The organism is Methylomonas rivi (assembly GCF_024505165.1).
GTDB classification, from domain to species: Bacteria; Pseudomonadota; Gammaproteobacteria; order Methylococcales; family Methylomonadaceae; genus Methylomonas; species Methylomonas rivi.
In genome coordinates this window covers 25,982-51,659 of record NZ_JANIBK010000014.1, presented here as the reverse complement: position 1 = coordinate 51,659, position 25,678 = coordinate 25,982, and the positions used below count along the sequence as shown (strand labels likewise).

At 54.7% G+C, this 25,678-nt stretch carries 18 protein-coding genes; 11 read left to right on the top strand and 7 right to left on the bottom strand.

Going from position 1 to position 25,678, the window contains the following annotated elements; genetic code table 11:
- The coding region (locus tag NP596_RS04605; protein ID WP_256614087.1) for a septal ring lytic transglycosylase RlpA family protein at window positions 1-405 on the top strand (405 nt) is incomplete at its 5' end.
- A gap of 87 nt (window positions 406-492) precedes the next feature.
- Here the strand turns inward: NP596_RS04605 and lnt are convergent.
- Complete coding sequence (gene lnt / locus NP596_RS04600; protein WP_256614086.1) at window positions 493-2,067, bottom strand: apolipoprotein N-acyltransferase; 1,575 nt, start codon at window positions 2,065-2,067, stop codon at window positions 493-495.
- Between the two features lie 159 nt (window positions 2,068-2,226).
- Between lnt and NP596_RS04595 the strand changes: the two genes are divergently transcribed.
- The 3 genes from NP596_RS04595 to NP596_RS04585 all read left to right on the top strand — a co-directional run bounded on the left by NP596_RS04595 (window position 2,227) and on the right by NP596_RS04585 (window position 4,596).
- Window positions 2,227-3,027 carry a hypothetical protein gene (locus tag NP596_RS04595; RefSeq protein WP_256614085.1) on the top strand — a complete coding sequence of 267 codons (801 nt, stop codon included), beginning with the start codon at window positions 2,227-2,229 and terminating at the stop codon, window positions 3,025-3,027.
- Window positions 3,028-3,193: 166 nt separating this feature from the next.
- Entirely contained in the window at window positions 3,194-3,403 is a 210-nt protein-coding gene (locus NP596_RS04590) for a type II toxin-antitoxin system HicB family antitoxin (protein WP_256614084.1), read from the top strand.
- A 233-nt stretch (window positions 3,404-3,636) separates the two neighbouring features.
- Window positions 3,637-4,596 carry an MDR/zinc-dependent alcohol dehydrogenase-like family protein gene (locus NP596_RS04585; protein ID WP_256614083.1) on the top strand — a complete coding sequence of 320 codons (960 nt, stop codon included), beginning with the start codon at window positions 3,637-3,639 and terminating at the stop codon, window positions 4,594-4,596.
- Window positions 4,597-4,643: 47 nt separating this feature from the next.
- Here NP596_RS04585 and NP596_RS04580 read toward each other — a convergent pair whose 3' ends face one another.
- Together NP596_RS04580 and parC are read right to left on the bottom strand one after the other, a co-directional pair.
- Window positions 4,644-7,418: a bifunctional diguanylate cyclase/phosphodiesterase gene (locus NP596_RS04580; protein ID WP_256614082.1), complete on the bottom strand. Its 2,775-nt coding sequence runs from the start codon at window positions 7,416-7,418 to the stop codon at window positions 4,644-4,646.
- A gap of 216 nt (window positions 7,419-7,634) precedes the next feature.
- Complete coding sequence (gene parC / locus NP596_RS04575) at window positions 7,635-9,881, bottom strand: DNA topoisomerase IV subunit A (RefSeq protein ID WP_256614081.1); 2,247 nt, start codon at window positions 9,879-9,881, stop codon at window positions 7,635-7,637.
- Between the two features lie 181 nt (window positions 9,882-10,062).
- On the opposite strand from parC, the gene prsT reads away from it, so the two are divergent.
- Window positions 10,063-12,885 (top strand): XrtA/PEP-CTERM system TPR-repeat protein PrsT, encoded by a 2,823-nt coding sequence (gene prsT / locus NP596_RS04570; protein ID WP_256614079.1) that lies wholly within the window; start codon window positions 10,063-10,065, stop codon window positions 12,883-12,885.
- A 230-nt stretch (window positions 12,886-13,115) separates the two neighbouring features.
- On the top strand, window positions 13,116-14,024 hold the full coding sequence (gene xdp1, locus NP596_RS04565) for an exosortase-dependent surface protein XDP1 (RefSeq protein ID WP_256614078.1): 909 nt from the start codon (window positions 13,116-13,118) through the stop codon (window positions 14,022-14,024).
- Between the two features lie 282 nt (window positions 14,025-14,306).
- On the opposite strand, the gene NP596_RS04560 is transcribed toward xdp1, so the two are convergent.
- Window positions 14,307-14,723, bottom strand: coding sequence for a DUF2721 domain-containing protein (locus NP596_RS04560; RefSeq protein ID WP_256614077.1), 417 nt, complete (start codon window positions 14,721-14,723; stop codon window positions 14,307-14,309).
- Between the two features lie 352 nt (window positions 14,724-15,075).
- Between NP596_RS04560 and NP596_RS04555 the strand changes: the two genes are divergently transcribed.
- On the top strand, window positions 15,076-17,475 hold the full coding sequence (locus NP596_RS04555) for a Lon protease family protein (protein ID WP_256614076.1): 2,400 nt from the start codon (window positions 15,076-15,078) through the stop codon (window positions 17,473-17,475).
- A gap of 63 nt (window positions 17,476-17,538) precedes the next feature.
- Here the strand turns inward: NP596_RS04555 and NP596_RS04550 are convergent, their stop codons facing one another.
- Window positions 17,539-17,898, bottom strand: coding sequence for a hypothetical protein (locus tag NP596_RS04550; protein WP_256614074.1), 360 nt, complete (start codon window positions 17,896-17,898; stop codon window positions 17,539-17,541).
- A 290-nt stretch (window positions 17,899-18,188) separates the two neighbouring features.
- Here NP596_RS04550 and NP596_RS04545 point away from each other — a divergent pair, with 290 nt between their 5' ends.
- The 4 genes from NP596_RS04545 to NP596_RS04530 all read left to right on the top strand — a co-directional run bounded on the left by NP596_RS04545 (window position 18,189) and on the right by NP596_RS04530 (window position 19,715).
- Complete coding sequence (locus tag NP596_RS04545) at window positions 18,189-18,443, top strand: hypothetical protein (RefSeq protein ID WP_256614073.1); 255 nt, start codon at window positions 18,189-18,191, stop codon at window positions 18,441-18,443.
- A 470-nt stretch (window positions 18,444-18,913) separates the two neighbouring features.
- Entirely contained in the window at window positions 18,914-19,150 is a 237-nt protein-coding gene (locus tag NP596_RS04540) for a thioredoxin family protein (protein WP_256614072.1), read from the top strand.
- A 12-nt stretch (window positions 19,151-19,162) separates the two neighbouring features.
- Window positions 19,163-19,348, top strand: coding sequence for a hypothetical protein (locus NP596_RS04535; protein ID WP_256614071.1), 186 nt, complete (start codon window positions 19,163-19,165; stop codon window positions 19,346-19,348).
- 10 nt (window positions 19,349-19,358) lie between these two features.
- Complete coding sequence (locus NP596_RS04530; RefSeq protein WP_256614070.1) at window positions 19,359-19,715, top strand: hypothetical protein; 357 nt, start codon at window positions 19,359-19,361, stop codon at window positions 19,713-19,715.
- A 111-nt stretch (window positions 19,716-19,826) separates the two neighbouring features.
- Here the strand turns inward: NP596_RS04530 and NP596_RS04525 are convergent, their stop codons facing one another.
- Window positions 19,827-20,729, bottom strand: coding sequence for a diguanylate cyclase domain-containing protein (locus tag NP596_RS04525; protein ID WP_256614069.1), 903 nt, complete (start codon window positions 20,727-20,729; stop codon window positions 19,827-19,829).
- Between the two features lie 5 nt (window positions 20,730-20,734).
- On the bottom strand, window positions 20,735-25,543 hold the full coding sequence (locus NP596_RS04520) for a PAS domain S-box protein (RefSeq protein ID WP_256614068.1): 4,809 nt from the start codon (window positions 25,541-25,543) through the stop codon (window positions 20,735-20,737).
- Between the last annotated feature and the right edge of the window lie 135 nt (window positions 25,544-25,678).

The window sequence follows — 25,678 nt, the reverse complement described above, 5'->3', positions numbered from 1 at the left end:
GCCGGCTTTGTTCCCGAACCGCGGCTGCCGGAATTTAGCCGCCTGGCACCCTACAACAAGCCTTACAAGGTCAAGGGCAAAACGTATACGCCCTTGGCCAGCGCAATCGGCTATAAAGCCACCGGCATAGCCTCCTGGTACGGCGGCGAATCCGGCAACCGCACGGCCAGCGGCGCCCGCTTTCGTCCGAGGGAGCTCACCGCGGCCCACAAAACCCTGCCTATTCCCTCGATAGTACGGGTAACCCATCTTAAAACCGGCCGCTCGGTAAACGTACTGGTCAACGATAGGGGCCCGTTCAAAAGCAACCGGCTGATCGATTTGTCGCAAGGCGCGGCGGAACGGATCGGCATGCGCGGCATGGCGGAAGTGTCCGTCGAATATATCGGCGAATCGGTCAATTGAAGCGGACGGCGGCCATCGCACAAAGCGGACTATGCGTTATGCCGCCATGCGCTAGTCAAACTCAGGCATTCATCGCCGGCAAGCCCGTCAGCCGGCAGGTTGGCGGCGGCTTTTTTGCATGAATCCCGCGCCGAGCAGCGCAAACAGGCCGGCCCACAACAGCCCCGGCAGCAGATTGAGATGGCGCTGGTAAAAGGTAGCCGGCGGCTGCGTTAAATACGGTACATGGTAAGCACCTGCCCAGCCGGTATCCTGCGGCGACAGTTCCAGTACGTCGCCGTTGGCCAGCGATACGGTCGAGATGCCGGTATTGGTGACCCGCATCACCGGCCGGCGGAACTCCACGCCACGGGCCAGGGTCATGTACAAATGCTGGTAAGGTTCCTGCCAGCTGCCGTACCAGGAGTCGTTGGTGGCATTCACGATAAATTGCGCGCCCAAGTCGGCAAGCCCCTGCGAAAATTCCGGAAACAAACTTTCGTAACAGATTTGCGGGCCCATGGCATAACCGTTGAGCTTCAGCAGCATGGTCGGCCCCGGGCCGCGTCCGAAATGCCCCACCATCGGCAGCAGGGTTCTGAGCCAGGGAAAGATTTCTTCGCCGGGAATATATTCGCCCAAGGCCAATAAAATGGTTTTGCTGTAATGCGGTTCGACGATAGTGCCGTGCTGGTCGACGGCAAACAGGGAATTGGTGATCAAGCCGGATGTCGGGTGTTTCGCGTAAGCGCCGGTGATCAGAGACACTTGCCGATTGCGCAGAAACTCCTGCAGCAGTTCGGCATAAAACGATTGGTTGTATTCGCCGCCCAGCAACGACGGAAAGGCGGTTTCCGACCACATCACGAAATCCACTTGCGGATTTTCCGCCAAGCCGGCATCTGTAGCCTGGAAATAACGGGTCAAAATCTCCGCCTGGAAACCCTTGCCGCGCTCCATCGATTGCTTCTCCAGGTTGCCGATGTTGGCTTGCACCAGCAAAACGTCCGTTGCCGCGTCGGGTGTCGGCAAACGGTTTTTCAACCAGACGCCGCCGCCATTTAGCCCGGCAAATACCAGCAGCACGGCCGCAAAACCGAGTTTGCCTTGGATAGTCGCCCGTTTCCGCCAGGCCAGCAATACCAGTAGATTGGTCAATATGGTCAGCATGCTCAGGCCGGTGAAACCGACGATTTCCGCCCACTGATACACGGGCAAACCCGCGCCGTACCAGCTATAGCCGAAATTCCATTTAAACAGCATCGGCACGTAAAGCTCGGCCAAGGCCGTCAGAACCGCCATCAAGGCAAACGACAAACCGGCGTTGCAGGCCAAGCGCTTGCGCGTCCAAAACCACGCAGCCCCGGCCACCGGCACGAATAAATGTCCGAACAAGGCAAACAAAGCCATGCCAACCCCGGCGAAAAACCAGTTGACCTTGGCGAATTCATGCAAGGTGTAGGTCACCCAGTTGAAGCCGATCAGCGTGTAAATAAAGCTGGTCAAAACGCCGCCGGCCAGCACGTTTTTCAATTTATCCTGTTGCCGCCAGAACAGCCACAGCGGCACGAAACAGAACAACGACGCCCAGGGCGGAAACGGAATATAACTGGTACCGATCAACAAGCCGGACAGCACCGGCAACAGCCACTGCGAATGTTTAGCCGGCAATATCGTCTGCATATCGGGTCATTCCGTTTTGGATTTGAAAGGTGGCATTGTAACCGATCGCTGGATTGGCTTGATACGTTGGCTGGTGGGCTGCGGGGTTCGGCGTCTGTTGCTTAGATTAGGGTAATACTGGATGATGTACGGGAACTACTTTATCACTTGTTAGGCCTTATGCAGCGATTAGCACAATTACTCTGTAAACTCACTCTGCCAAAGGTTCTCGGTCGAGCGTGTGAAGCAATAATTCCGCGATCTGGTGAGAAAGGCGCGAAGGTTAATTGTTTTGTCACTTCGATAGATCGGGCAGGTGAACCATACCTGATTGTCCTTGGCCTAATTGATGATGATCTCAACTGCATCGAATGGGACGGAACTCGTTACAGTATCGAGCGTACCATTTCTATAAACTCCCTTAGACTTTCTGATTTTCGTATCACTCACTACTATGGTCATTCAGAGATCCAGTTTTTCGGCCTACTTGATTTTGTCCGAAATCGTCTAATGCCTTGCCCATACTTAAAAATCCATGTGATTCGGCGACTCAACAGCTTGGATCAGTACCTTTTCAACAAGAAAAAGTTGGTCACGAAACAGCGTACTGATCTTTTAAAGTACCTAATAGAGAGAGCCTTGGACGGCAAGAACGAGCATGAGCCACTGGACTTAATGACGGATCTTCATTCAATAAAGTGGGTTCTGCACCCGCATGGGGCAGAGGAACAACGAAAACTGGAGTTCTACCTCGAAGCACTTGTTGATACTGGGGAACTACGAAAAATCAATTGCACATACGTGCTCACTGGATTTGCCCTCCGCGCAATCGAAGATTATGAAGAGCAAGAACGAAAACACACTGAGAATGTAAAAATGCAGTGGCGAACGTTTTGGCTAACATCAGCAATTGTCGCCCTAACGGTTGTGCAGGCTGGTATCGTAAAGTTACCTGCACTGATCGATTGGACATCCAAGTAGATGTATATTTAGCCGGCGTAGGTACGATTAGCTTTGCGTAATCGTACGAATGTTAAGATTTGTATTCCTCCGATTACGCTTTGCTAATCGGACGTGCTGTTCATAAAATCAAAGCAAGGGAAATTTGGCTTGGATTCCAATCGATATTCATAGAGGTCAGATCGATATGAAAACTTACACGGCAATTATCGAAAGATGTCACGACACCGGTTTGTATGTGGGTTTCATTCCGGGATTTACCGGTGCGCACAGTCAGGCGGAGTCATTGGATGAACTGAATAAAAATCTTCGGGAAGTCATTGAAATGCTGCTTGAGGATGGGGAGCCGGTATTGCAAGCCGAGTTTGTCGGAACGCAAAATGTGGTCGTCGCTTAAGTATGGGAAACATTCCCGTTCTTAAGCCTCGGGAAGTTGTGGCTTTACTGGAAATGCTGGGGTTTACGGAAATTCGGCAACGCGGTTCGCATAAGCCCGCGTAGGTACGATTAGCGTAGCGTAATCGTTCGAATGTTAGATTTCCATTCGTCTGATTACGCTACGCTAATCTGAGCTACGAGTTGAAACACAAGGGAAGCTCGGTTTGTATTTTGATTGACATTTTAAATTTCATGCAAGCCTTAGAATTAAACAACCGCCTGACTTATCGCCAGGATAAACCCATCCCGGCCATTGCCGGCGACGAGGCGTTGATCCGCCTGAAACTGGCCGGGATTTGCGCGACCGATCTGGAATTAGTGAAGGGTTACGCGGGCTTTAGCGGCATTATCGGCCATGAATTCGTCGGCACGGTCGAAGCCGTCGGCCAGGAGAAACACCATCACTGGCTGAATAAACGGGTGGTAGGTTCGATCAATATCGGTTGCGGAGTTTGCGATGTTTGCCGGCGGGCTGGCCCCGAGCATTGCCTTAATCGCCGGGTACTGGGCATACGCGGGCATGACGGCGCGTTTGCCGATTATTTGCGCTTGCCGGTCGCTAATCTCTTCCCGGTCCCCGACGAGGTGCCGGACGAAGCGGCGGTGTTTACCGAGCCCTTGGCGGCGGCAATTCGAGTGCTCAAACAGTTGGCGCCTTTGCCGGTTAAACCGGCGGCTGTAATCGGCCCCGGACGGCTGGGATTGTTGATCGCCAAAGTCCTGGCAATGGCCGGTTACGACGTCGAGGTGCTGGGCAGATCGGCAACGTCTTTGGCATTGCCGCAACAGTGGCAACTCAAAACGGCGTTAGTCCAGGATGTGCCGGCAAATCGTTACGATTACGTGGTGGACGCCAGCGGCCGGGCCGATGGCTTTAGCCAAGCGTTACGAATTGCCAAGCCGCGCGGTACAGTGGTTTTGAAAAGCACCTTTTCGGCCAGCGAGCCGGTCGATTTAAGCAAAGTGGTGGTCGGCGAGTTGAATATCCTGGGTTCGCGGTGCGGCCCATTCGACGAGGCTTTGGCCTTATTGCGGCAAGGAAGCATTCCGCTAGCGAGCATGGTGGACGGACGCTACAGTCTGAAAGACGGTCTGGCCGCTTTGCGGCATGCGGCCCAACCCGGGGTCAGGAAGATATTGCTGCAACCTTGAGCCGTTTATCCCGCCTTTAATACAGCGGCCCGAAGAAAACCCGCGGTTTAGCGGCCAGTGAGCAACGCTTCGAATTGCTCGATAGGCAGCGGCTTACCGAACAGATAGCCTTGGTAATTGAAGCAACCGAGAGCGAACAGCTTATCTTTTTGCGGCGCGGTTTCCACCCCTTCGGCGATGACTTGCAATCCCATGCTGGCGGCCAGCGCGATAATCATTTTGGCAATCGCCGCGTCATTGGCATCGTCCAAAATGTCTCTGACAAAACTCCGGTCGATTTTTAATTGGTCCAGCGGCAATTGCTTCAAATAAGCCAGCGAAGAGTAGCCGGTACCGAAATCGTCCAGCGAAAACGTCACCCCTTGGGTTTTTAAGCGGCCCATTTTCGATTTGATGTCCGGCAAATCCAACGCCAGAATGCTTTCGGTCAGCTCCAATTTGAGCCTGGCCGGGTTGGCTCCGGTTTTAGCCAAAACCGCCAACACCTGGTCGGCGAAATCCTCTTGCCGAAACTGCCGTATGCTGACGTTGACGGCAACAGTCAACTCGGCCAGCTTGGGCTGGCGGGACCATTTCACCAACTGCTCGCAGGTGTGTTCCAATACGCAATGGCCCAGCGGCAAGATTAGTCCGGTTTCCTCGGCCAGCGGGATGAAATTCGCCGGAGGCACCATGCCTTGCTTGGGATGCTCCCAGCGCAAAAGCGCCTCGGCCCCATCGATACTGCCTTCGGCATCCACTTGCGGCTGGTAAAAAATCCTGAACTGCTTGGCGTCCAGGGCTTCGTGCAAGGCTTGTTCCATGGCGGTGCGGGCAATAATGGAGGCCTGCATCGCCGGATCGAAAAAACGCAGATTGTTGCGCCCGGCCGCCTTGGCCTGGTACATGGCTATGTCGGCCTGCTTAAGCAACTCGTCGGTACCGATGGACTGGTCGCTAAACAGCGTCGCCCCGATACTGGAGGTGTTGTGGTGCTCGTAACCGTCGATCCGGTAAGTCTTATTCAATGCCTGCAGAATTTTTTCCCCGATGATTTCCGCCTGCACGGCCGCTTCCGCGCTTTTTGCACCCAATTCCTTCAGCATCACCACAAATTCGTCCCCTCCCAGGCGAGCCACGGTGTCGCATTCGCGAATGCAGGATGATAGGCGGTCCGCTACCTGCCGCAGCATTTGATCGCCTTTTTCGTGCCCCAGGGTATCGTTCAGATTTTTAAAATGGTCCAGATCCAGAAAAAACAAGGCCCCGAATACTTGTTTCCGGGCATGCGTGGCCAAGGCTTGTTGTAACCGGTCCAGCAACAAACGCCGGTTCGGCAATTGCGTCAGCGGATCGTAAAAGGCCAAATTCTTGATTTCGTCTTCCGCGGCCTTACGGTCGCTGATATCGATATGCGTGCCCACGTAATGCGTAACCTTGCCCGTTTCGTCCTTAACGGCCGTAATGGTCAGCCATTTCGGATAAACTTGGTTATTTTTACGCTTGTCCCAAATTTCGCCTTGCCAGGTGCCGTTATTCATCAGGCTGCGCCACATATCGGCATAAAATTCCCGATCATGCCTCCCCGATTTCAAGATGCTGATATTTTGCCCCACCGCCTCCTCGGCGGAATATCCGGTGGACTCGGTAAAGGTTTTGTTCACCCGCAATATCACTGCCCTAGGGTCGGTAATCACCATCGCTTCTTGGGATTCGAAGGCGGTGGCGGCGATACGGAAGTCGGCTTCCGCCTGTTTCCGCTCGGTAATATCGAACGCCGAGCCGATGTAGCCGGCAAACGCGCCTTTTTCATCGTGGATCGGTACGCCATGGTCGAGTATCCAGCGCCAATCGCCCCGGGCCCGGCGCATGCGGTACTCGGTGACGATGGGTTTTTGATCGAATACGTTTTTGTAGTATTCGGCAAATACGGTATCTCTATCGTCCGGATGAATAAATTGAATCCAACTTTCGTAACTGACGGCTTGTTCGAAGTCTATCCCGACAAAGTCCAGCCAGGTTTGATTGACGAAACTCGGTTTGCCGTTGACATCGGTAATCCAGATCATGGCCGGCGAGGCATTGGCCATCAGCCTGAAGCGTTCTTCGCTGGCCCGTAGCCCGTCTTCCATCAGCTTGCGCTGGGTAATGTCCCGCAAGGCGCTGGCAAAAAACAAACCTTGTTCGGTCCGTATGGGGCTGAGACTGATTTCGACGTCGAATTCCGAATTATCTTTTTTTAGCGCCTTAACCACCCGGCCCGCTCCCATGGCTTTAACGCTCGGCATCGTTTTAAACTGTTCCCGCAATAGAACATGTTTGGCCCGCAGGGATTCAGGCACCAGCATTTCGATGGATTGGCCGACCAACTCGTCGGCCCGATAGCCCAACAAGCTTTCGCATTGATGATTGACCATGGTGATAATGCCCCGCTCGTTGCTGATCAGCATGGCATCCGGGGTGGCATCGAAAATAGCCCGCATATAGGTGTCGCTGGCTTTCAAGGCCGCCGGGCTCGGCAGCCGCAATAACCGCGGAATCAACGGCCATATCAAGCCGGCGGTAACAATGGAAACCAGCGCCGTCGCCAGTTTAACCAAGCCTTCCAACCAATAATCGGGATGCCAAATTGTCCAGATGCTTAATAAATGCGTGGTGCCGCACAGCAGGATAAACGCCCCGAACAACACGAATATCCAGCGATACATTAAATCCGCGCGTTTATAGACAAAATACATCAACGCAAACGGAATGGAGTAATAGGCCAGCACGATGAGGGTATCGCTGACCACATGCAGCCATAAAACCGCCGGCTGCCATAAGTAGCAGGCGCCGTGAGGCATGAAACTGCTTGAAACTTCAATTAATGCATTTAACCAGCCAGCCATTATTCCCCCATGTTTATAGGGAAGTTTAATAACCGAGAAACGACTTGTCGAACCCTAATCATGGACCTTGCTCATTCGATGACCGTTTTCATGGGCTTCGTCCGGCCGGATGCTCATCGGCCGGACGCGTACTTGCCGGCAGCCGTTTAGCGTTCGTTTTGTACCGGGCGGCTACTCAGCCTTGGCTTGCACCGCCTCCAAACCGTCCACCTTTTGAAAGCCGCGCGGCAAGGCGGCACCGCGATTGGCGCGGTTGCCGCTGTATTGTGCGATGTCCACGCCCTTTAAAGTCACATGCCGCTTGCCGGAGACGATTTTCAACTCGCCGCCCACCGGCAATGCCGCGGCTGCAACCACCGCATCCTTGCCGGCGGCAAGGTCGGCGGGCGGGATTTGAATCAATTTATTGCCCTTGCCCTTCGCCAGCTCCGGTAAATCCTGGGCGGCAAAAATCAGCAAGCGGCCTTGCAGGGTAGCCACGGCCAGCAAATCGCCGGCATGCGGTATGGCGGTCGGGGTCATGACTTTTGCCCCGGCCGGCAAACTCAAAACCGCCTTGCCGGCCTTGTTTTTGCTGTACAGCTCTTTCAGTTGTACCCGAAAACCGTAACCGGCATTGCTGGCCATCAACACCCAATCGTCCGGTTGGCCGCTGAACACATCGGTAAACAAACTGCCGGGCGGCGGATTCAAGCGCCCGGTCAACGGTTCGCCCTGGCTGCGCGCCGACGGCAAATCGTGGGTGGCGATGGCGTACACCCGGCCGGTGGAATCCAGCACATAAGCCGGCTGGGTGGTACGGCCCTTGGCGGCGGATAAATAACCGTCGCCGGCCCGGTAATTGAGGGTTTCGACTTCTATGTCGTAGCCCTTGGCAGCGCGGATCCAGCCTTTTTGCGACAGGATAATGGTGACCGGTTCGTTGGCGACCAGCTCGGTGGTGTCCAGCGCTTGCGCGGCTTCGCGGGCGACGATGGGCGAGCGGCGGGCGTCGCCGTATTTTTCCGCGTCCCGTTCGATTTCCTTACGAATCAGCCGATTCAGCAAGCGCTCGGAGCCCAGGGTTTTCTCCAAGGCCTGCCGTTCCTGTTCCAGTTCGTCCTGCTCGCCGCGGATTTTCATCTCCTCCAGCTTGGCCAAGTGGCGCAATTTCAATTCCAGAATCGCTTCGGCCTGAATATCGGTCAAACCGAAACGCGCCATCAGTACCGGCTTGGGATGGTCTTCAGTGCGGATGATGGCGATCACTTCGTCGATATTCAGATAGGCGATCAATAAACCTTCCAGAATATGCAGGCGCGCCAGCACTTTGTCCAAGCGGTGCTGCAAGCGGCGGCGCACGGTTTCGGTACGGAAACTGATCCATTCGGTCAGAATCATCCGCAGATTTTTCACCTGCGGCTTACCGTTCAGGCCGATCATGTTCATATTGACCCGGTAATTTTTCTCCAGATCGGTAGTGGCGAACAAATGCGACATCACCGCGTCGACGTCGATGCGCTTGGTTTTGGGGATGATCAGCAAGCGGGTGGGATTTTCGTGATCGGATTCGTCGCGCAAATCTTCGATCATCGGCAGCTTTTTCGCCAGCATCTGCGCGGCGATCTGTTCCAGCAACTTGGCGCCGGACACTTGATGCGGCAGCGCGGTGATGACGATATTGCCCTCTTCCAGCTCGTATTTGGCGCGCATCTTCACCGAACCGTTACCGGTAAGATACAGTTTTTGAATGTCGGCGCTGGAGGTGACGATTTCGGCGTCGGTCGGATAATCCGGACCTTTGACGTGTTCAAGCAAACCCTCCAGCGGCGTTTGCGGATCGTCCAACAATTGCAGACAGGCGTTGGCCACTTCCCGCAAATTATGCGGCGGAATGTCGGTGGCCATGCCCACCGCGATGCCCATGGTGCCGTTAAGCAATACATTCGGCAGCCGGGCCGGCAGCAGGCTGGGTTCTTTCAGCGTGCCGTCGAAATTGTCGGTCCAGTCCACCGTGCCCTGCCCCAACTCGCTGAGCAAGGTTTGCGCGTAGGCGGTCAACCGCGATTCGGTGTACCGCATCGCCGCGAAGGACTTGGGATCGTCGGGCGAACCCCAGTTGCCCTGGCCGTCTATCAAGGGATAGCGGTAGGAAAAGTCCTGCGCCATCAACACCATGGCCTCGTAGCAGGCCGAGTCGCCGTGCGGGTGGTATTTACCCAGCACGTCGCCGACGGTGCGAGCCGACTTTTTATACTTGGCCAGCGCGGTCAGGCCCAATTCCGACATGGCGTACACGATGCGCCGTTGCACCGGTTTAAGTCCGTCGCCGATATGCGGCAAAGCCCGGTCCAAAATCACGTACATGGAATAATCCAGGTAGGCTTTTTCGGTGAATTCCTTTAACGGCAGTTGTTCGAAGTTTTCCTGTGCGCCCATGCTGTGTCAAAAATCCAATCTTAAGAGATAGTCGATAATGACGGGAATGATACCGCATGATGGAAGCGCTTGAGCGGAAAGCTTGGCAACCCCGATCAATTACCGGTTTATATCCATAAGCTATTTTTCAATCCGCTTTGACGTTATGCTATAGCGATAGTCACTTCAGCCCGTTGCCGACATGCCCACTCTACCGAAATCCAAAACCGCTTCAACCTTATTAGCCGGCCTATTCCTGGCTTCCGCCCTCAACCTCCCCGTTACCGGGATGGCCGACGAAAATCTGGCCGGCAAATATTATGAAGATGCCTTGGTTGCCGCCAGAAAACCGGATATCGATGCCGCCATCATCGAATTGAGAAACGCGCTGCAGCAAAACCCGAAATATGTGGCGGCACACATCCTGCTGGGCGAACTTTTTTTACAAAAAAAATCGCTTTCCGAAGCGGAAGTCCACCTCAATCTGGCCAACCAATTGGGCGCGGACAGATCGTTAACCGTCAAAGCCTTGGCCCAATTGTATTTGTATCAGCTCAAATACAATCCCTTATTGAAGGAAATCCAACCCAGCCAATTCAACCGCCAATTACAACCGGATTTGCACGTGTTTCGCGGCCATGCCTATTTACAGCTCAATCAGATTAGCGAAGCCTTGAACGAATACGACATGGCGGCGCAAATCGACCCCGGTAGAGTCGATGCCGTCATCGGCCGGGCCAATGCACTGCTTCGCCGCAACGATCTGGCCGGCGCCACGCAGGCCGTCGATAAAGCCATGGCCATGCAGCCCGGCAATGCGGGTAACTGGTATGTCAACGGCACCATCAAACATGTGCAGGCCGACCTGGAAAATGCGGTTAAAGACTATGACAAAGCCATAGAACTGATGCCGGATTACCAGGACGCCCGTATCGCCAGGGCCGGCGTCCTGATGGACTTGCACCAGGACCAGCGCGCCACCGAGGATTTGGCCTATTTAAGGGAACACTACCCTTTCGACCCCAAGGCCGCTTATCTGCATGCCGTGTTACTGGCCCGCAACGGCCAAAAAGAAGCCTCCATCAAGGAACTGGAAGCGGCCGCCGACATTATCGTCGCGGTCAAACCGGAATACCTGACTCAACACAGCCAGACTCTGATGCTGTCCGGCTTGGTCAACTACAGCCTGCAACGCTTCGATTTGGCGGCCGAATACCTGCGCCAATATGTCAAGAATTATCCGGGACAACCCGGACCCTACAAATTGTTGGCGTCGATACTGCTGAATAAAAACGAACCCGAAACGGTCATCGACCTGCTCCGGCCCGTCGTCGCCAGCCACCCCAACGACCACCGCCTGCTGTTTCTGCTCGGCACCGCGTACATGAACGTCGGCAAACACGACCAAGCCAATGACTTGCTGGAAAAAGCCTCGGCCGGCGAAGGCGGCAGCGAAAGCATACACGCGGAAGTCGGCCTCAACCGCTTGTCCATGGGCCAGGAAACCCTCGCCATCCAGGAGTTGGAGACCGCCATCCAAAAAAATCCAGGCAACACCCAGGCCGGCATTCCGTTGGTTGCCATCTATATTAGGAATGGCGAAGGCCAAAAAGCCTTGCGGGTAGCTCAAGGCCTGCACGACAAAATGTCGAAAAATCTTACACTTTTGAATTTACTGGGCACCGCCCAAGCGGCCACGCAAAATTTGAAACAAGCCCGACGCAGTTTTGAAAAGGCGGTCGAGCTCGATCCGGCCTTTATCACCGCCCACATCAACCTAAGCAAACTGGATGTCGCCGAGAAAAAAATCGATCCGGCCAAGCAACGCTTGCTAAAACTTAACCAACAGTTTCCGGACAATATTGCGGTGTTGATTGAGTTATCGACGGTCGATCAAGCCGCCGGTAATAACGACTCCGCCAATCAATGGCTGGACAAAGCCCGCATACTCGACCCGAAATCCATGCCGGTGTTGCTGGCGCAGATGGACTTAAAACTCAAAACCGGGCGAGCCCTGGAAGCCCTCGCCATCGGCGAAGCGGCGGAATTGATAGACCGGGAAAACCCGCAACTCTTGCAAGCCCTGGCGCGCAGCTATCTGGCCTCCGATAACCGCGAAAAAGCCCTGAGCGTCTATCGGCGCATGGCCGATCAAGCCCGTTTGAATGTCAAAAAACTTTACACGGTCGCCCGTTACCAAATACAGGCCGGCGATTATCCTGACGCCATCAAAACCCTGAAAAAAGCCTTGGTAGCGGACGAAAAACACATTCCCTCTCAAATTGCGCTGACGGAAATGGAGCTCTATCACGGCAAACCGGTTTTTGCCATCAGCCGCGCCAATAATTTGCTCAAGGAATATCCGCAACGCGGCTTTCCGCACAGATTACTGGGCGACATCGCCATGCAGGACAAAAACTTCAGTCTGGCGGCCGAGCGTTACCAAACCGCCTTCGACCTGGAACCCGATACCGCCTTATTGATGAAGTTGTATCAAAGCCATAAACAAACCGGACAAAACGAAAAAGCCTTCGGCTTGTTGTCGCAGTGGACAAAAAAGCACCCCAAGGATCTGGTGCCGATAGCGGCACTGGCCGAGGAACAATTACAGCAAGGCAAGCTCAAGGAGGCGCAAAAGCACTATGAATTTTTACTATCCCTATATCCCAACGAGCCGCAATTCTTGAACAATCTGGCCTACATTTATTTCAGCACCGGCAACAATAAGGCTCTGTCCTACGCCGAAAAAGCTCAACAATTAGCCCCTGAACAAGCCGCCGGCAACGATACCCTGGGCTGGATACTGGTCAACACCGGCAAACCGGAACAAGGCCTGCATTATTTACGTAGCGCGCATTCCCGCATGTCGCAAAATCCGGAAATCCGCTATCACATCGCGGTAGCGCTGGATAAATTGGGGCGCAAGGATGAAGCGAAGCAGGAACTTGAGGAGGCGCTGAAAACCCATCCGTCCTTTAACGGCCTTGAGCAAGCCAAGGCGTTATTGGAAAAATTGAGTCATTAAGCGACCGGCAACCTGTCGGATTTTTTTACAACCCGCCCGTTTTGACACCTAAATTTCGTGACATTCTTAGAACAAGATGAAGGATTACGGCTAAAAATATAATTAGGCATATAAAATGCTTAATTAAAAACAATCTTAATCCTTGCACTTCCGGACAATAGCAGGCAGTCGCCGGAAAGCGGAAGATGGAACAAATTTTAAAAATTAGTAAATCAGACTAAGGAATTATCATGAATAAGTTCAACTTGCTATTACTAGCGGCTGCACTAGCCCCCTTACCCGCCCATGCAACGGTTAATTATAGCTGGAGCTTTACATCGTCTTCCTGCGACAACGGCAGTTGCTCGGGCGTCGGCAGCAACAGCTACGGAAACGCGCAAACCTTCGATTCCAATGCAAATACCGACATCTCAGAGGTCACCGTCAAGGCTTTTTCCACCACCGGCGACATAGACAGCTCCGAAACGAAAGAACAATTCCAAACCGCAAACTTAAAACTTTATTCGGGCGGTTTGGGCGCAACAGGCCAGGAAGATTCGACATCTTCGCCCTACCACGCCTTCGATAACAACGGGGGATATTCCGATTCCTACGAAGCCCCCGGCGGCGATGTCGATGCCGCTCTTTTCGCCTTTAACCAAAGCACTACATTAAATTCAATCTCTATCGGCTGGGATAACGGCGCCGCCGATATTTCGGTAATGGCATACACGGGTGCTAACGGCTCAATGGCTACCCCAGGCGACGTTACCAACAAGTCGTTTCTGGACCTGCTAAATAGCGGCTGGGTATTTATAGGTAACTACCTGAATCTGGACTCGCCATCGAACCCAACGGTTGCTATCAACGCCGGCAACGTATCCTCCAGCTACTGGCTGGTCAGCGCCTATACCAGTTGCGCAAGCGGTACTTGCAATGCTTCCGACTCTTATTACGGCAACGATTATTTCAAAATATCCGGCTTGGGCGCTTGTGTCGACGATACCACCAGCAAATGTAACGGCGGCGGAAACGGCGGCGGCAACAACGGCGTTCCCGAACCCTCCAGCGTATTATTGCTCGCCGGCGGCTTCCTGGGTTGGCGCTTAAACCGTTACGCTAAAACCGAGCTGAAAGCCGAAGACTGCTTGGCCGCTTAAATTAACCGGCCTGTCGCATACCAACCGTCTTTCCCAAAACAGGAAAGACGGTTTTTTTATGCCTGTTTCCAGGCCGCACTGGCGGGGTAATCCCCCATTTTTAAGCTCTGTAGGTCACGTTGCCGCGCTATGACCGCATGGCTGCAGGAGGTAGAACAATGCAGGAGCAATTGCCGAGCGGTTACGCGACATTTCGAAGCCTTGACCTTCAAAATTTGTCAGGGAACGCTTCGCGCACCCTGACCTACGAATTACCGCTCCGACAGTTGTATTCCCGGCAAATCAGGCCGCCCGCGTCGCCAAAACAATCTCCCGCAAAAAACACAACAATCCAGCTATCAAGGCCAGCATGGCGGCGATGAACAACAAGGAAACCGCCCCGGAAAGATCGAACCTCAATTGCACCGCCACGAACAAGGCCGCAATCGATAAACACACACATAACGCGGATAAAGTACACAAGGTAATCGCCCGCCTAATCCAGCGCGTGCGCTTGGCCAGATTCAACATTTCGGATTGGCTGCTGTTGCGCATGCGTTCCGCGGTTATCTCGCTCAAGCGCCGGCTCCGGTCTACCGCCCGCCCCAAGCGGTTAGTCAGCACGCCGAGTATCGAACCGATACCCGTCAGCAAAAAGACCGGCGCAACCGCCTGTTGAATCGCCAGAGATACGGTGGGAATATCGGTTAGACTGGGCATGATAAGAAAAGTGGTTAAGGGAAGAAAAAACGTATTGGTTCGGCGATCCCAAACGCAGCTTGAGGTTAGGGTAGCTTAACCCAACAAAATCAAAACGTTGGCCTTCATTATATCCGACAATTGTTCTAGCTCCCGCATCCCCGCAGTCGCCGGCCCAACCTTTTACAACCGCAAGAGAGGGATTGTGCGCTTTGCCTTGAATAAATGGGAACCGCCAGGCGGATTATCCTAAATTTAGCCCCATCGACCTAAAAATTTGATTCGCATCCCCGCTAGCCTTCACAATAGCAACAGAAGTCTTATCGATACGCCGCTTAAACACGGAACATTCCCAATCAGGATATCTGAATCTATGACCATCAAGGCACTGACTCCCGAGCAACTTTACAAATCCTGCGATCTCGACCAGCTCGACTTTGAATCGACCGAAGAACTGGACAACGTCGACGTCATCCTGGGCCAGGAACGCGCCATGGAGGCGATCAAATTTGGCCTGCGGGTGGCGAAACCCGGTTACAACATCTTCGCCATGGCCCCGGACGGCACCGGCAAGCTGACCACCGCGATGCAGCTGGCCGAGCAGGAAGCCCACCGCCAGCCGGTGCCGTTCGACTGGTGTTATGTGCATAATTTTACCCAGCCGGCCAAACCCAAGGCCATCCACCTGGAACCGGGCCAGGGCCGCGGCTTTCAATCGGACATGGCCGAGTTGATCGACGAACTCAGCGTGGCCATCCCGGCCGCGTTTGACGGCGACGAATACCGCTCCCGCGCCGGCGAATTGGAAAACGACTCTCGCCAGCGCGAAATCAATGAAATTACCCAGCTGCGCGACGAAGCCGAAAAAGCCCATATCATTTTCACCGAAACCGCCACCGGCTACGCCTTTTTACCGGCCGACGACAATAGCGAACCCCTTACCCCGGAACAATTCAATAAGCTGGACAAAGACCGCCAACGCCAGTTTCACGACACGGTGCTGGACCTGCAGGACCGGTTGCGGGATGCGATCAAAAAATTTCCGCAGTGGCGTAAGGAAACCAAACGCAAACTACAGGCCTTGAACCGGGAAGTGGCCGAACTGGCCGTCAGCCACCCCATCGACGAACTGAAACAACGCTACGCCAAATGGCAGCCGATACTGGATTATCTGGTGGCCGTGCAAAAGGACATCATCGAACACGTGCGCGACTTTATTCCGCACGGCGAAAAAGTCTTGTCGTTTATGGAACTGCCGCAAGAACCGCAACCCTTCAAGCGCTACCAGGTCAATTTAATGGTGGACTTGAACCATAAACGCTCGGCGCCGGTGATTTGCGAGGACCTGCCCAACCACGGCAACCTGATCGGCCGTATCGACCATCAGGCGCAAATGGGTTCGCTGATCACCGACTTCACCATGATCAAACCCGGCGCGCTGCACAAAGCCAACGGCGGCTATTTAATCATCGACGCCCGCAAACTGCTGCTGCAACCCTATGCCTGGGAAACCCTGAAACGCAGCCTGAAAGCCGGCGAAATCCGCATCGAATCGCTGGAAAGAGCCTTGAGCCTGATCAGCACCACCTCGCTGGAACCGGAACCCATCCCGTTGAATGTCAAAATCATTCTGCTCGGCGACCCGCTGCTGTATTACCTGTTGAGCTACTACGATCCGGAGTTTCAGGATTTTTTCAAAGTCGCCGCCGACTTCGCCAACAGCGTCAATCGCGAGCACAACAGCCTGGAATACGCCCGCCTGCTGGCCACCATCGCCAAACGGGAAAAGTTGCGCCCGCTCAGCAAAGCGGCCATTGCCCGCATCATCGAACACAGCGCCAGGCTGGCCGACGATGCGGAAAAACTGCTGACCCACCTGCGCAGCATCAAGGACCTGCTCACCGAAGCCGACCATTGGGCCGGCGAAAACGGCCACACCCAAATCGCCAACAGCGATATTCAGCAAGCCATAGACCGGAAAACCCGCCGTCTGGACAGGCTGCGCGACCGGCTGTACGAAAACATCCAGCGCGGCATCATCATGATCGCCACCGACGGCGCCGTAGTCGGCCAAATCAACGGCCTGTCGGTATTGCAACTGGGCGAATTCGCCTTCGGCCAGGCCTCCCGAATTACCGCCACCACCCGCATGGGTAACGGCAAAGTAGTGGACATCGAACGCGAAACCGAACTGGGCGGCGCCATTCACTCCAAGGGCGTGATGATCCTGTCCCACTTCATCGCCGCCCGCTACGCCCGCAGCACGCCGTTCTCGATGATCGCCAGTCTGGTATTCGAACAGTCTTACGGCCATGTCGAAGGCGACAGCGCCTCGTTGGCGGAACTGTGCGCCATCCTCTCCTCGCTGGCGCAAATACCGCTACGCCAGGATCTGGCCCTGACCGGCTCGGTCAATCAACTCGGTCAGGTGCAACCCATCGGCGGCGTCAACGAAAAGATCGAAGGCTTTTTCGATATTTGCCATGCCCGCGGCCTGTCCGGCAGCCAGGGCGTCATCATCCCCGCCAGCAACATCGCGCATTTGATGCTGCGCTGGGACGTGGTACACGCCGCCCAATCCGGACAATTCCATATTTACGCGATCGAGACCGTCGACGACGCTCTGGCGCTGCTAAGCGGTATCGATGCTGGAACAGCGGATGCGGACGGCCAATACCCAGCCGAATCGTTCAACGGCAAAATCGACGCCCAATTGCGCAAATTCACCGGTTTGATGAAGGAATTTATTAGCAAAGAAAACGGCGAAAAATAACTTCGCCGCCAAGATTTGAGGTAGGCCATATTGCAGCCGTCGCAGTTACATAACATGCAAAAGCTAATCTTGTTTCTTGATCCGTTTCAAAGTGATGGAAACCAAACCGCCGCCCTGAACCAAGGTATCGTCATCGGCAATCTTCCAAGCCTCTTCGGCGCCGTTGTCCTTTTCAAGCACCAAATACCGCTCGCTGCCCGATTCGCGGACGAATATATCCTTGTATTGAGTACGGATACCGTCGGTATCGATGTAATCCGGGCCGATGACGATGGTTTTTCCGTCAGTCCCGGCCGCTTTGGCAAAGGCGTCCAGGAACTCGACCGACGAGCCGACTTGTTCGCTGTATTCGCCTTCGAAGCCGTGGCCGCAAGCGGTTAACGCAGCCGTCAGAACCAGTAAGCACAGTGTTCTTAGTTTCATATTTGCTCCTTTGTCATCGATTCTCGTTAATTATGCTTAGAAAAGCAAATTGGGGATGTTTGTTGACCAGGATTGGAATTGAATGGACAAGACTTTTTCAAACGGGTTAAATGTCTTTCGAATATATCCGCTATTCCAATTTCCCGAGAAGACCAATGATCAGATTATCGGCGATATTGTTATGCATAATCACGCTACTCGGTTGCTCCGACCGCGAATCGGTAAAATTTGTTGGCACAAAAACCAATGACGGCTATTTTTTTGATGCCTTGCAATGCAGCCAATCCTCTATGTTGCACCAATCCGTTAAGGTACCGACCGCCGGTTCATTCAGTGTTGTCGAGGTTCCTCTCGGTTGCGATGCAAATGCCTTTATTGCCTGCATGGCGCATGCCGGCCGACCGGTGGCCTGCGCCGACCCTACCGAATATATCAACGTTTCCAAAGCCTGTTTGCAGGAAGCGCGCGGCGCGAGTAATCAGGATGATGCTTATTCTTTGTGTATTCAACGCAGCCGGATAAAGGTTGATGTTCTTGATGAGTGACGGTTGAAAAGAAACCAAAAGCCAGCATACTGCCGCCCGGCATCATAGCTTCTATCTTAATTACCATTCCAGCCTTTGATTTGCCGATCCGGCATTGCCCCATCCGTTGTCCAAGGTTGTCGGCATGCCCAGCATGGTAGCTGCCATCTACACAACGAAGGATGTAAATCCAAAACCTTCCGCCTACTTTTCCCGGGAAGCGGTTAACTTACCCGTTTCACTCGTCGAGAATTATTCCGGCCACAGACGCCGGCCCGCGCGGTGGCCGCTTACCACCTTCCAAGTCCAGCCCATCCCGCGCACCAGGACGGTTAAAGGGATGTTTTATTTCCGCTGTCTAAAACGGCCGGCCCCGGCATTTCAGACGGAGCCCCATAAGCCTAAAAAATATCGAAACGATATTTGTTTGACAAATACATGACACTGGTTTATTGTTTCGATTCGATACCAATAACAACGAGGAGTCGACTATGTCAAATGCGGTTTTTTATCATGCCGGTTGCCCGGTTTGCCTGGGCGCCGAACAGATGCTGATCAACGCGCTGGATCAGGGCAAATATTCCCTGGAAAGCGTCCACCTAGGTACACAGCCTGACCGTATCGGCGCGGCCGAAGCGGCCGGCGTGGTTTCCGTCCCCGCCCTGGTGCTGGACAATCAAGTATTTCACATCAATTTTGGCGCGGCCCTGGCCGATTTAAAATCCTGAGAGGTAACGATGATGAACGAACAAGTAGAAGTAGCTGAAAAAGATCATTTTGTTTTATACATGGTATTGGCGACCGTGGCGTTGGTGGGGGCCATTTTGGCGGTCAAGCTCAACGAGAACGATAAGTTCGAGCCCATCAAACAACAGCTCAACCAAGAAAACCAACAGATGAACATCCGTATCATCAAAGAATACTAGGGGTTAAGCCATGAAAAAACAGTTTATCGGCGGATTATTATTCACCTTGTTGTTAAGCGGTTCGGCTGGCGCCACCGAATACATTTACCGGGATTTGATGGCCAACACCTTGCCAGCGCATTGCGATGTGGAAAGCAAGGCTAAACAGGCCGCCTCAAAACCCTACACGGTAGATAGATTCAGCAAACGCTTCTGTCAAACTCAAGGTTACGGCTGGCATTTGGACGAAATCAAAACCGCCGGCAATACCGTCTGCAGCCCTTGCGGCGATAATGGCGGCCAGCAAAAATGCTTTCAGGAAGAAGTGGTGGTTACCTGCAAACGCATAAAACCCGGCACGGTAGGCATGCTGCCGGGCAAGGGTTGATTTAACCGACCAAAGCGCTACGAAACACATGACGGCCGGATTTAGTCAGCGTGTAAAACCGCATCCTTTATGTTGTTCGTAGCGGCTTCCATGCGCTAAGGGCCGGCAATTTCAACCGTCGCATAGCCGGTTCCGCCCTTGCGATTTGGCGATATAGAGGTTCCGGTCCGCCAAGTCCACCAACGCTTCCGGATCGTTGGCATCCTGACCCGGTATCATGGCGGCGATACCAATACTGATAGTCACCACCGGCGCCGTCGGGGACGTCTCGTGCGGTATCCGCAATCCGGCCACGGCATCGCACAATTCATACCCCTTGTTGCGTACCTTGGCCATGTCGCATTGGGGCAGCAGGCAAACGAATTCCTCGCCGCCATACCGCGCCACCAAGTCGTGGGAACGGCCGAACTGGCCGCCAATAGCCGCCGCCACCCTTGCCAGACAAGCATCTCCCGCGAGATGGCCGTAATGGTCGTTATACAGTTTGAAGTAATCGATATCGATGAACAACAGGGTCAACGGCCAACCATAACGTTGGCAATGCAACCATTCCAACGCTAAAAATTCGTCAAACCGGCGGCGGTTGGTCAGGCCTGTCAGACTGTCGATGGAGACCAGCGAACGCAACTGGTCGGATTTTGCCTTCAGCGTCAAATGGGTATTGACGCGAGCCCTCACCACCGCCGGATTGACCGGTTTGGAAATAAAATCCACCGCGCCCGCTTCCAGCCCGCGCGTCTCGTTTTCCGTATCGCCATGGCCGGTAATGAATATCACCGGAATATCGCGACACTGGCTCAATTCCCGCAATGCGTTGAGCACCTGATAACCATCCATGCCCGGCATCGCCACATCCAGCAGAATTAACGCCGGCGGCTCCCGACCGGCCAACTCCAAGGCCATAGGCCCGCTGGTGGCGATTTGCACTTCGTACGCGTCGTCCAGAATCCTGGCCAGAAACTCGATGTTATCCGTCGCATCGTCGACAATTAAAATACGGGCTGGTTGAGTCATGGGCGCTAAATTGAAGAGTGTGGGCACAAACCGTCCCGAAAACTTGCCAAAGCCGTTTGGGCGTCTTGAAATTTTAGCAGAGAAATACTGTCGGCCACCGGCCGATAAGGCGCCGCCAATGCGCTACCGGCCAGCATCTCTTCGATTTCCCGGCTTGCGGATCGGGCCGAGAACATATTGTCGGCCAACAGCGGCGCCAACCGCTCCAGCAAGATTCGGAGTTGCGCCGTATCCACATCTCCGGCGCCATCAAGCGTCGGCCGCCCCGCCCCCGGCGGTTTTTCCTCCAGATAGCAGCGCGCCGCGCCGATCAATGCCTCGAACACCTCTTTAAAACGCTTCAGCAATGTATCGACATTCGCCTGGCCCGCCATGAGCGCGGCTTCCAGGTTTACGATCGCCTCGCCCGCGGCGGCGGCGCCGATGTAGCCGGCCTGGCTTTTTAATTTATGCAGCTCCGCTATGACAGCGGGACGCTCGCCGCGAGCCAATTTATCAACCAGTTGGTCAACCATCGTTGCATTGCCGTTCACGAAGCGTTCCAGCAATTCCAGAAAAAATTGCCTGTCGCCGTCCAGCTGCACTTCGGCCTGGTGACGGTCTATACCCGCAATAGTCGGAAAAGCGCCCGGCTCGGATAGTTCCGGTCCGGATTCCGGCGGCGTTTCCGGACGCTTATTTGCTGTCCAGCGCTGCAAACAATCGACTAATTGATCTCTTTCCACCGGCTTGGATAGAAAATCGTTGACGCCTGCATCATACATGGCTTTACGTTCCTCATCCAACACGCCGGCGCTAAAGGCGATCACGGGCAAATCGCGCAGGTTCAATTCGTTACGAATCGCTCGCGTGACGCTAAAACCGTCCATCACCGGCATATGCATATCCATCAGTACCGCGTCGAAGCCTTGCGGTTCGTCGCGCAAAATCGACAACGCCCGGCCGCCATCGCCGACCAGCACCGGCTGAGCGGCTTCCCGGAGCAGCAAGTGCTTGACCACTTCCAAATTAATGTCGCTATCGTCCACGGCCAGAATGCGCAAGCCTGTTAGACGCCGGCCGCGCTGCGTCGATCGGAACGTGGGTACCGCCGCGGGATCAAGCGGATCGGCATACTCGAACGGCAACTCGAACCAAAACACGCTGCCCTGTCCCGGCTGGCTGTCCACGCCGATCACCCCACCCATTAACTCGACCAAACGCTTGCAAATCGACAATCCCAGTCCGGTACCGCCGAATCGGCGCGTGGTGGAGGCTTCGGCCTGGGTAAACGGGGTAAACAACTGCTCGAATACGTCCGGCCCAATCCCGATACCGGTGTCGCTGATGTCAAAACGCAGCCGCGCCCGCTCGGCGCCGCGTTCCACACTCGATACCGTCAAGCATACTTCACCCCGCGCGGTGAATTTGATGGCATTCCCTATCAAATTGATCAACACCTGTTCCAGTCGCAAGCTATCGCCGCAAAGCCGGTCGGGAATATCGGCGAGCAACACGATGCGCCAACCAAGCCGTTTTTGCGCGGCCAGCCCGCCCATCAGCTTGTCGAGATGCTCCAATCTGGCCTTGAGACTGAAAGGCGCGAGATCTATACGTAATTGGCCGGCCTCGATTTTCGAAAAATCCAGAATATCGTTAATGATGGTAAGCAGCGAACGGCCGGCGGAACCGATGCCCCTCACCAAATCAAGCTGTTCCTTCGCCAAGGCGTCTTCTTCCAAAAGCCCGCTTAGCGCCAGTATCGCATTCATCGGCGTGCGAATCTCGTGACTCATCACCGCCAAAAAATTACTTTTGGCCAGATTCGCCGCCTCCGCGGCGGTTTTGGCGTTTCGCAGTTCCGACACATCGTAAAGCCATGCCAAAACCGCATCCTGGCCTTCATAATCGACCGGCATATAGGACGCCAATACCCAAATGATGCCGTCGGCCGGCCAGCCCGGTATTTGCAATTGCACCAACTGGTCGACTACGGTTTCGCCTTGCTCGAGACGCTTATCTATGGCTTCCAATTCACGGGCATCGGCGTAGTAAGGCCGGATATCCAGTTCGACCGCCCGATTCCGTTCGCATTGCACCAGTTCGGCAAAGCGCTGGTTGACGAACACCACGCGTTTATCGCGTCGCAACGCCACCCGCACCGCGATCGGCGATGTTTCCAGCATGCGGCGGATTGTGGCCTGTTGCTTCTTCAATAGCGAAATATCTTTGGCTATACCCAGATAACCTTGAATACTCCCGGCCTGGTCGCGCATGGCGGTCACCGTCAAGGACACGGGTACCTGCGAACCGTCCTTGTGAATATACGTCCACTCTCTCGCTTCAAAGCCTTCGAGTTCCGCTTTATGCACAAAAACCCGAAAACCCGCAATGGGTTCGCCGTACTCCCCGGTCAATTCATCACCGCGCCGTTCAACTTCCGCCGCGGAATGAAACAGCGCCGGCGTCATTTTGCCCACCACCTCGTCGGCGCAATAACCCAACATATGTTCGGCACCGGAATTGAACAGCCGAATCACGCCGTCCCTGTCGGTCGAAATAATCGAGACCCGGGTGGAAGCGCTCATGACACTGGCCAGCAAGGCATTGACTCTGGCCAATTCCGCATCGGCGCGTTTTTTCTCGGTAATGTCGGTACGCACCGAAATATAACGGTCGATACCGCCGTCCGCTTCCCTTATCGGCGCAATCATGTTGTCGACCCAATATAAACTGCCGTCCTTGGCCCGGTTGCATACTTCCGCCCGCCAGGCTTTACCCGCGCTGACGGTACGCCACATGCTTTTCCAAAACGTCCGTGGATGCAGCCCGGAATTCACCATGCGGTGATTTTGGCCCAGCAACTCCTCGCGGCTGTAGCCGCTCAAGCGGCAAAAATTATCGTTCACCTCGCGGATGCGGCCCGCCCGGTCGGTGATCGAAATCAGCAACTGTTCATTGATGGTGCGCGAGAGCAATTCGTTTTCGCGTAATGCATCCGCAAGTTTCCGGCGGCTTTCGACAATCTCGGACACGTCGTATGCGATCACATAAAAACCTCTCACGCAGCCGTCCACCCAATCCGGCAGGTACTGCGTCTGGGAGTAGCGCAATCCGGAACCGTCCGGCCGGGGAATAGCCCGTTCGAAAATTTGTTTTTCCCCGTTTAACGCCGCTTCGATGTGGGGCCGGTTCAAACCGTACAATTCGGCGCCCATCAAATCGCCGATAAACATCCCCTTGACCCGCCGAGGTTCGATGCCGAACCAATCCAGATAAGCCCGATTGGCAAACTGATTGATCAAATTGCTGTCCCAATAACCGATCATGGAAGGCACCGCATCCAATAGCGTCTGCAAATCGCGCCGGGCCGCTTCCAATTCGGCGGTACGCTGAACCACCTGCCTCTCCAGCGCATTGTTCAGTTCGCGAATGCGTGCTTCCGCGGCCTGCTGTTGAGAGATATCGCGGATGGTTTCCGCCGTGCCCATTACCCGCCCGGACGCGTCGTAGATCGGCGAGATGGTCACCGAGGCATCGATCGGTTCACCGCCGCGCCGGCATCTCTGGGTATTGAAGTGCGGAATGGTCTCGCCTTGAATGATGCGGGCGAGCAAACCGGCTTCATGCTCGCGCAGCGCTTCCGGCACAATCAAATCCGCCAGCCGACGCCCCATCGCCTGTTCGGCGGGATAACCGAATATCCATTCGGCGGCTTTATTCCAACTGGTTACGGCGCCATCCAGAGTAGTACCGATAATGGCATCGCTGGAATTGGCCACGATGGCCGCCAGACGCGCCTGCTCCAGGCGGAATTGCCGGCTTCGCATCTTGCTTACTTGCGACATGTACAACAACGCGCTCAATAGCGCGGCCACCGCCAGCATGCCGCCGACAATCCGCCAAGGATCGGTTTGATTGAGATTATTGATAAACAGCGGCCGCGCTTTCACCTCGACCAGCCAAACGCGGCCGAACATCGGCAGCCGAATGTGGTTGACCAGACTACTTACCTCCGCGCCGTCCGCGCCCGGCGAGGCGTAAAAGCGCTCAGGCAATTCTTCGCGTTCAGCGTCCGCCAAGGCCAGCGAAAATTCACCGCCGCCAAAATCAAAATCAGCCAGGACTTCATCGATGACCAACGGTGTATACACCAGACCGGCCGCGGCCTGTTGGCGAAGATCAGCCGGAGGTACCGAACCGTGCCCGCGATAGACCGGGAGAAGAAACAAAAAACCCTGCTTGACTTTTCCCTGGGCCTGCACCAGCGTGATGGGGCGGGTCAACGTCGCCACGCCTTCGCCGATCGCCCTCTGCGCGGCTTCGCGGCGGCGGCGTTCCGATGCAATATCCAAACCGATTGCCCGGCTATTCACGGCCTCCGGTTCGATATATTGAATCACCAATTTATCGCCGTTATGCGGCGCCAACTGTTTGATCTGAAAATCGTCCCGCCCGCGCGCTTTCTCGGCGGCGATAAATGCCGCCTCCTGCCCGGAGCTTACCTTTCTAATAAAGCCGAACCCATGGGCGCCGGGAAATTCGCGTTCGGTGTCGCGGGAAGCAATATAGGCTTGAAACCGCGTTCGCGTCATGCCATCGATATCGGTGACGATAAACGGGCCGCGCGCGCCGTGCAATCCGTATTCGTAAATCTCCATGCGGCTTTGCAAATGCTGAATGACCCGCGTTGTCAACGCCTCAAAGCGCTGCGAGGCCCTGGCGGCCTGCAGTTGCGCGAGCTGCCCGCCAAATAATAGAAACGCCAGACAGCACAGGCCGAAAAACACCGTGGTTCTGAGCAGCGGATGACTGTCTGGTCTGCCGTCCATCATTCTTTTAAGCCCCTTTATCCGCCCAACAAGAGATTCCGCTTACGCCGGAATCCTCAAACCATTGCGCCTACATACGGTACTAGCCTTATGTCACATACTCACCTCGGCGATATTCGATCTCGCACAATTATAGAC

Coding starts and splice junctions, on each gene's coding strand:
- lnt (WP_256614086.1), bottom strand. CDS start 2,067: ATGCAGACGATATTGCCGGCTAAACATTCGCAGTGGCTGTTGCCGGTG.
- NP596_RS04595 (WP_256614085.1), top strand. CDS start 2,227: ATGCAGCGATTAGCACAATTACTCTGTAAACTCACTCTGCCAAAGGTT.
- NP596_RS04590 (WP_256614084.1), top strand. CDS start 3,194: ATGAAAACTTACACGGCAATTATCGAAAGATGTCACGACACCGGTTTG.
- NP596_RS04585 (WP_256614083.1), top strand. CDS start 3,637: ATGCAAGCCTTAGAATTAAACAACCGCCTGACTTATCGCCAGGATAAA.
- NP596_RS04580 (WP_256614082.1), bottom strand. CDS start 7,418: ATGCCTCACGGCGCCTGCTACTTATGGCAGCCGGCGGTTTTATGGCTG.
- parC (WP_256614081.1), bottom strand. CDS start 9,881: ATGGGCGCACAGGAAAACTTCGAACAACTGCCGTTAAAGGAATTCACC.
- prsT (WP_256614079.1), top strand. CDS start 10,063: ATGCCCACTCTACCGAAATCCAAAACCGCTTCAACCTTATTAGCCGGC.
- xdp1 (WP_256614078.1), top strand. CDS start 13,116: ATGAATAAGTTCAACTTGCTATTACTAGCGGCTGCACTAGCCCCCTTA.
- NP596_RS04560 (WP_256614077.1), bottom strand. CDS start 14,723: ATGCCCAGTCTAACCGATATTCCCACCGTATCTCTGGCGATTCAACAG.
- NP596_RS04555 (WP_256614076.1), top strand. CDS start 15,076: ATGACCATCAAGGCACTGACTCCCGAGCAACTTTACAAATCCTGCGAT.
- NP596_RS04550 (WP_256614074.1), bottom strand. CDS start 17,898: ATGAAACTAAGAACACTGTGCTTACTGGTTCTGACGGCTGCGTTAACC.
- NP596_RS04545 (WP_256614073.1), top strand. CDS start 18,189: ATGTTGCACCAATCCGTTAAGGTACCGACCGCCGGTTCATTCAGTGTT.
- NP596_RS04540 (WP_256614072.1), top strand. CDS start 18,914: ATGTCAAATGCGGTTTTTTATCATGCCGGTTGCCCGGTTTGCCTGGGC.
- NP596_RS04535 (WP_256614071.1), top strand. CDS start 19,163: ATGAACGAACAAGTAGAAGTAGCTGAAAAAGATCATTTTGTTTTATAC.
- NP596_RS04530 (WP_256614070.1), top strand. CDS start 19,359: ATGAAAAAACAGTTTATCGGCGGATTATTATTCACCTTGTTGTTAAGC.
- NP596_RS04525 (WP_256614069.1), bottom strand. CDS start 20,729: ATGACTCAACCAGCCCGTATTTTAATTGTCGACGATGCGACGGATAAC.
- NP596_RS04520 (WP_256614068.1), bottom strand. CDS start 25,543: ATGATGGACGGCAGACCAGACAGTCATCCGCTGCTCAGAACCACGGTG.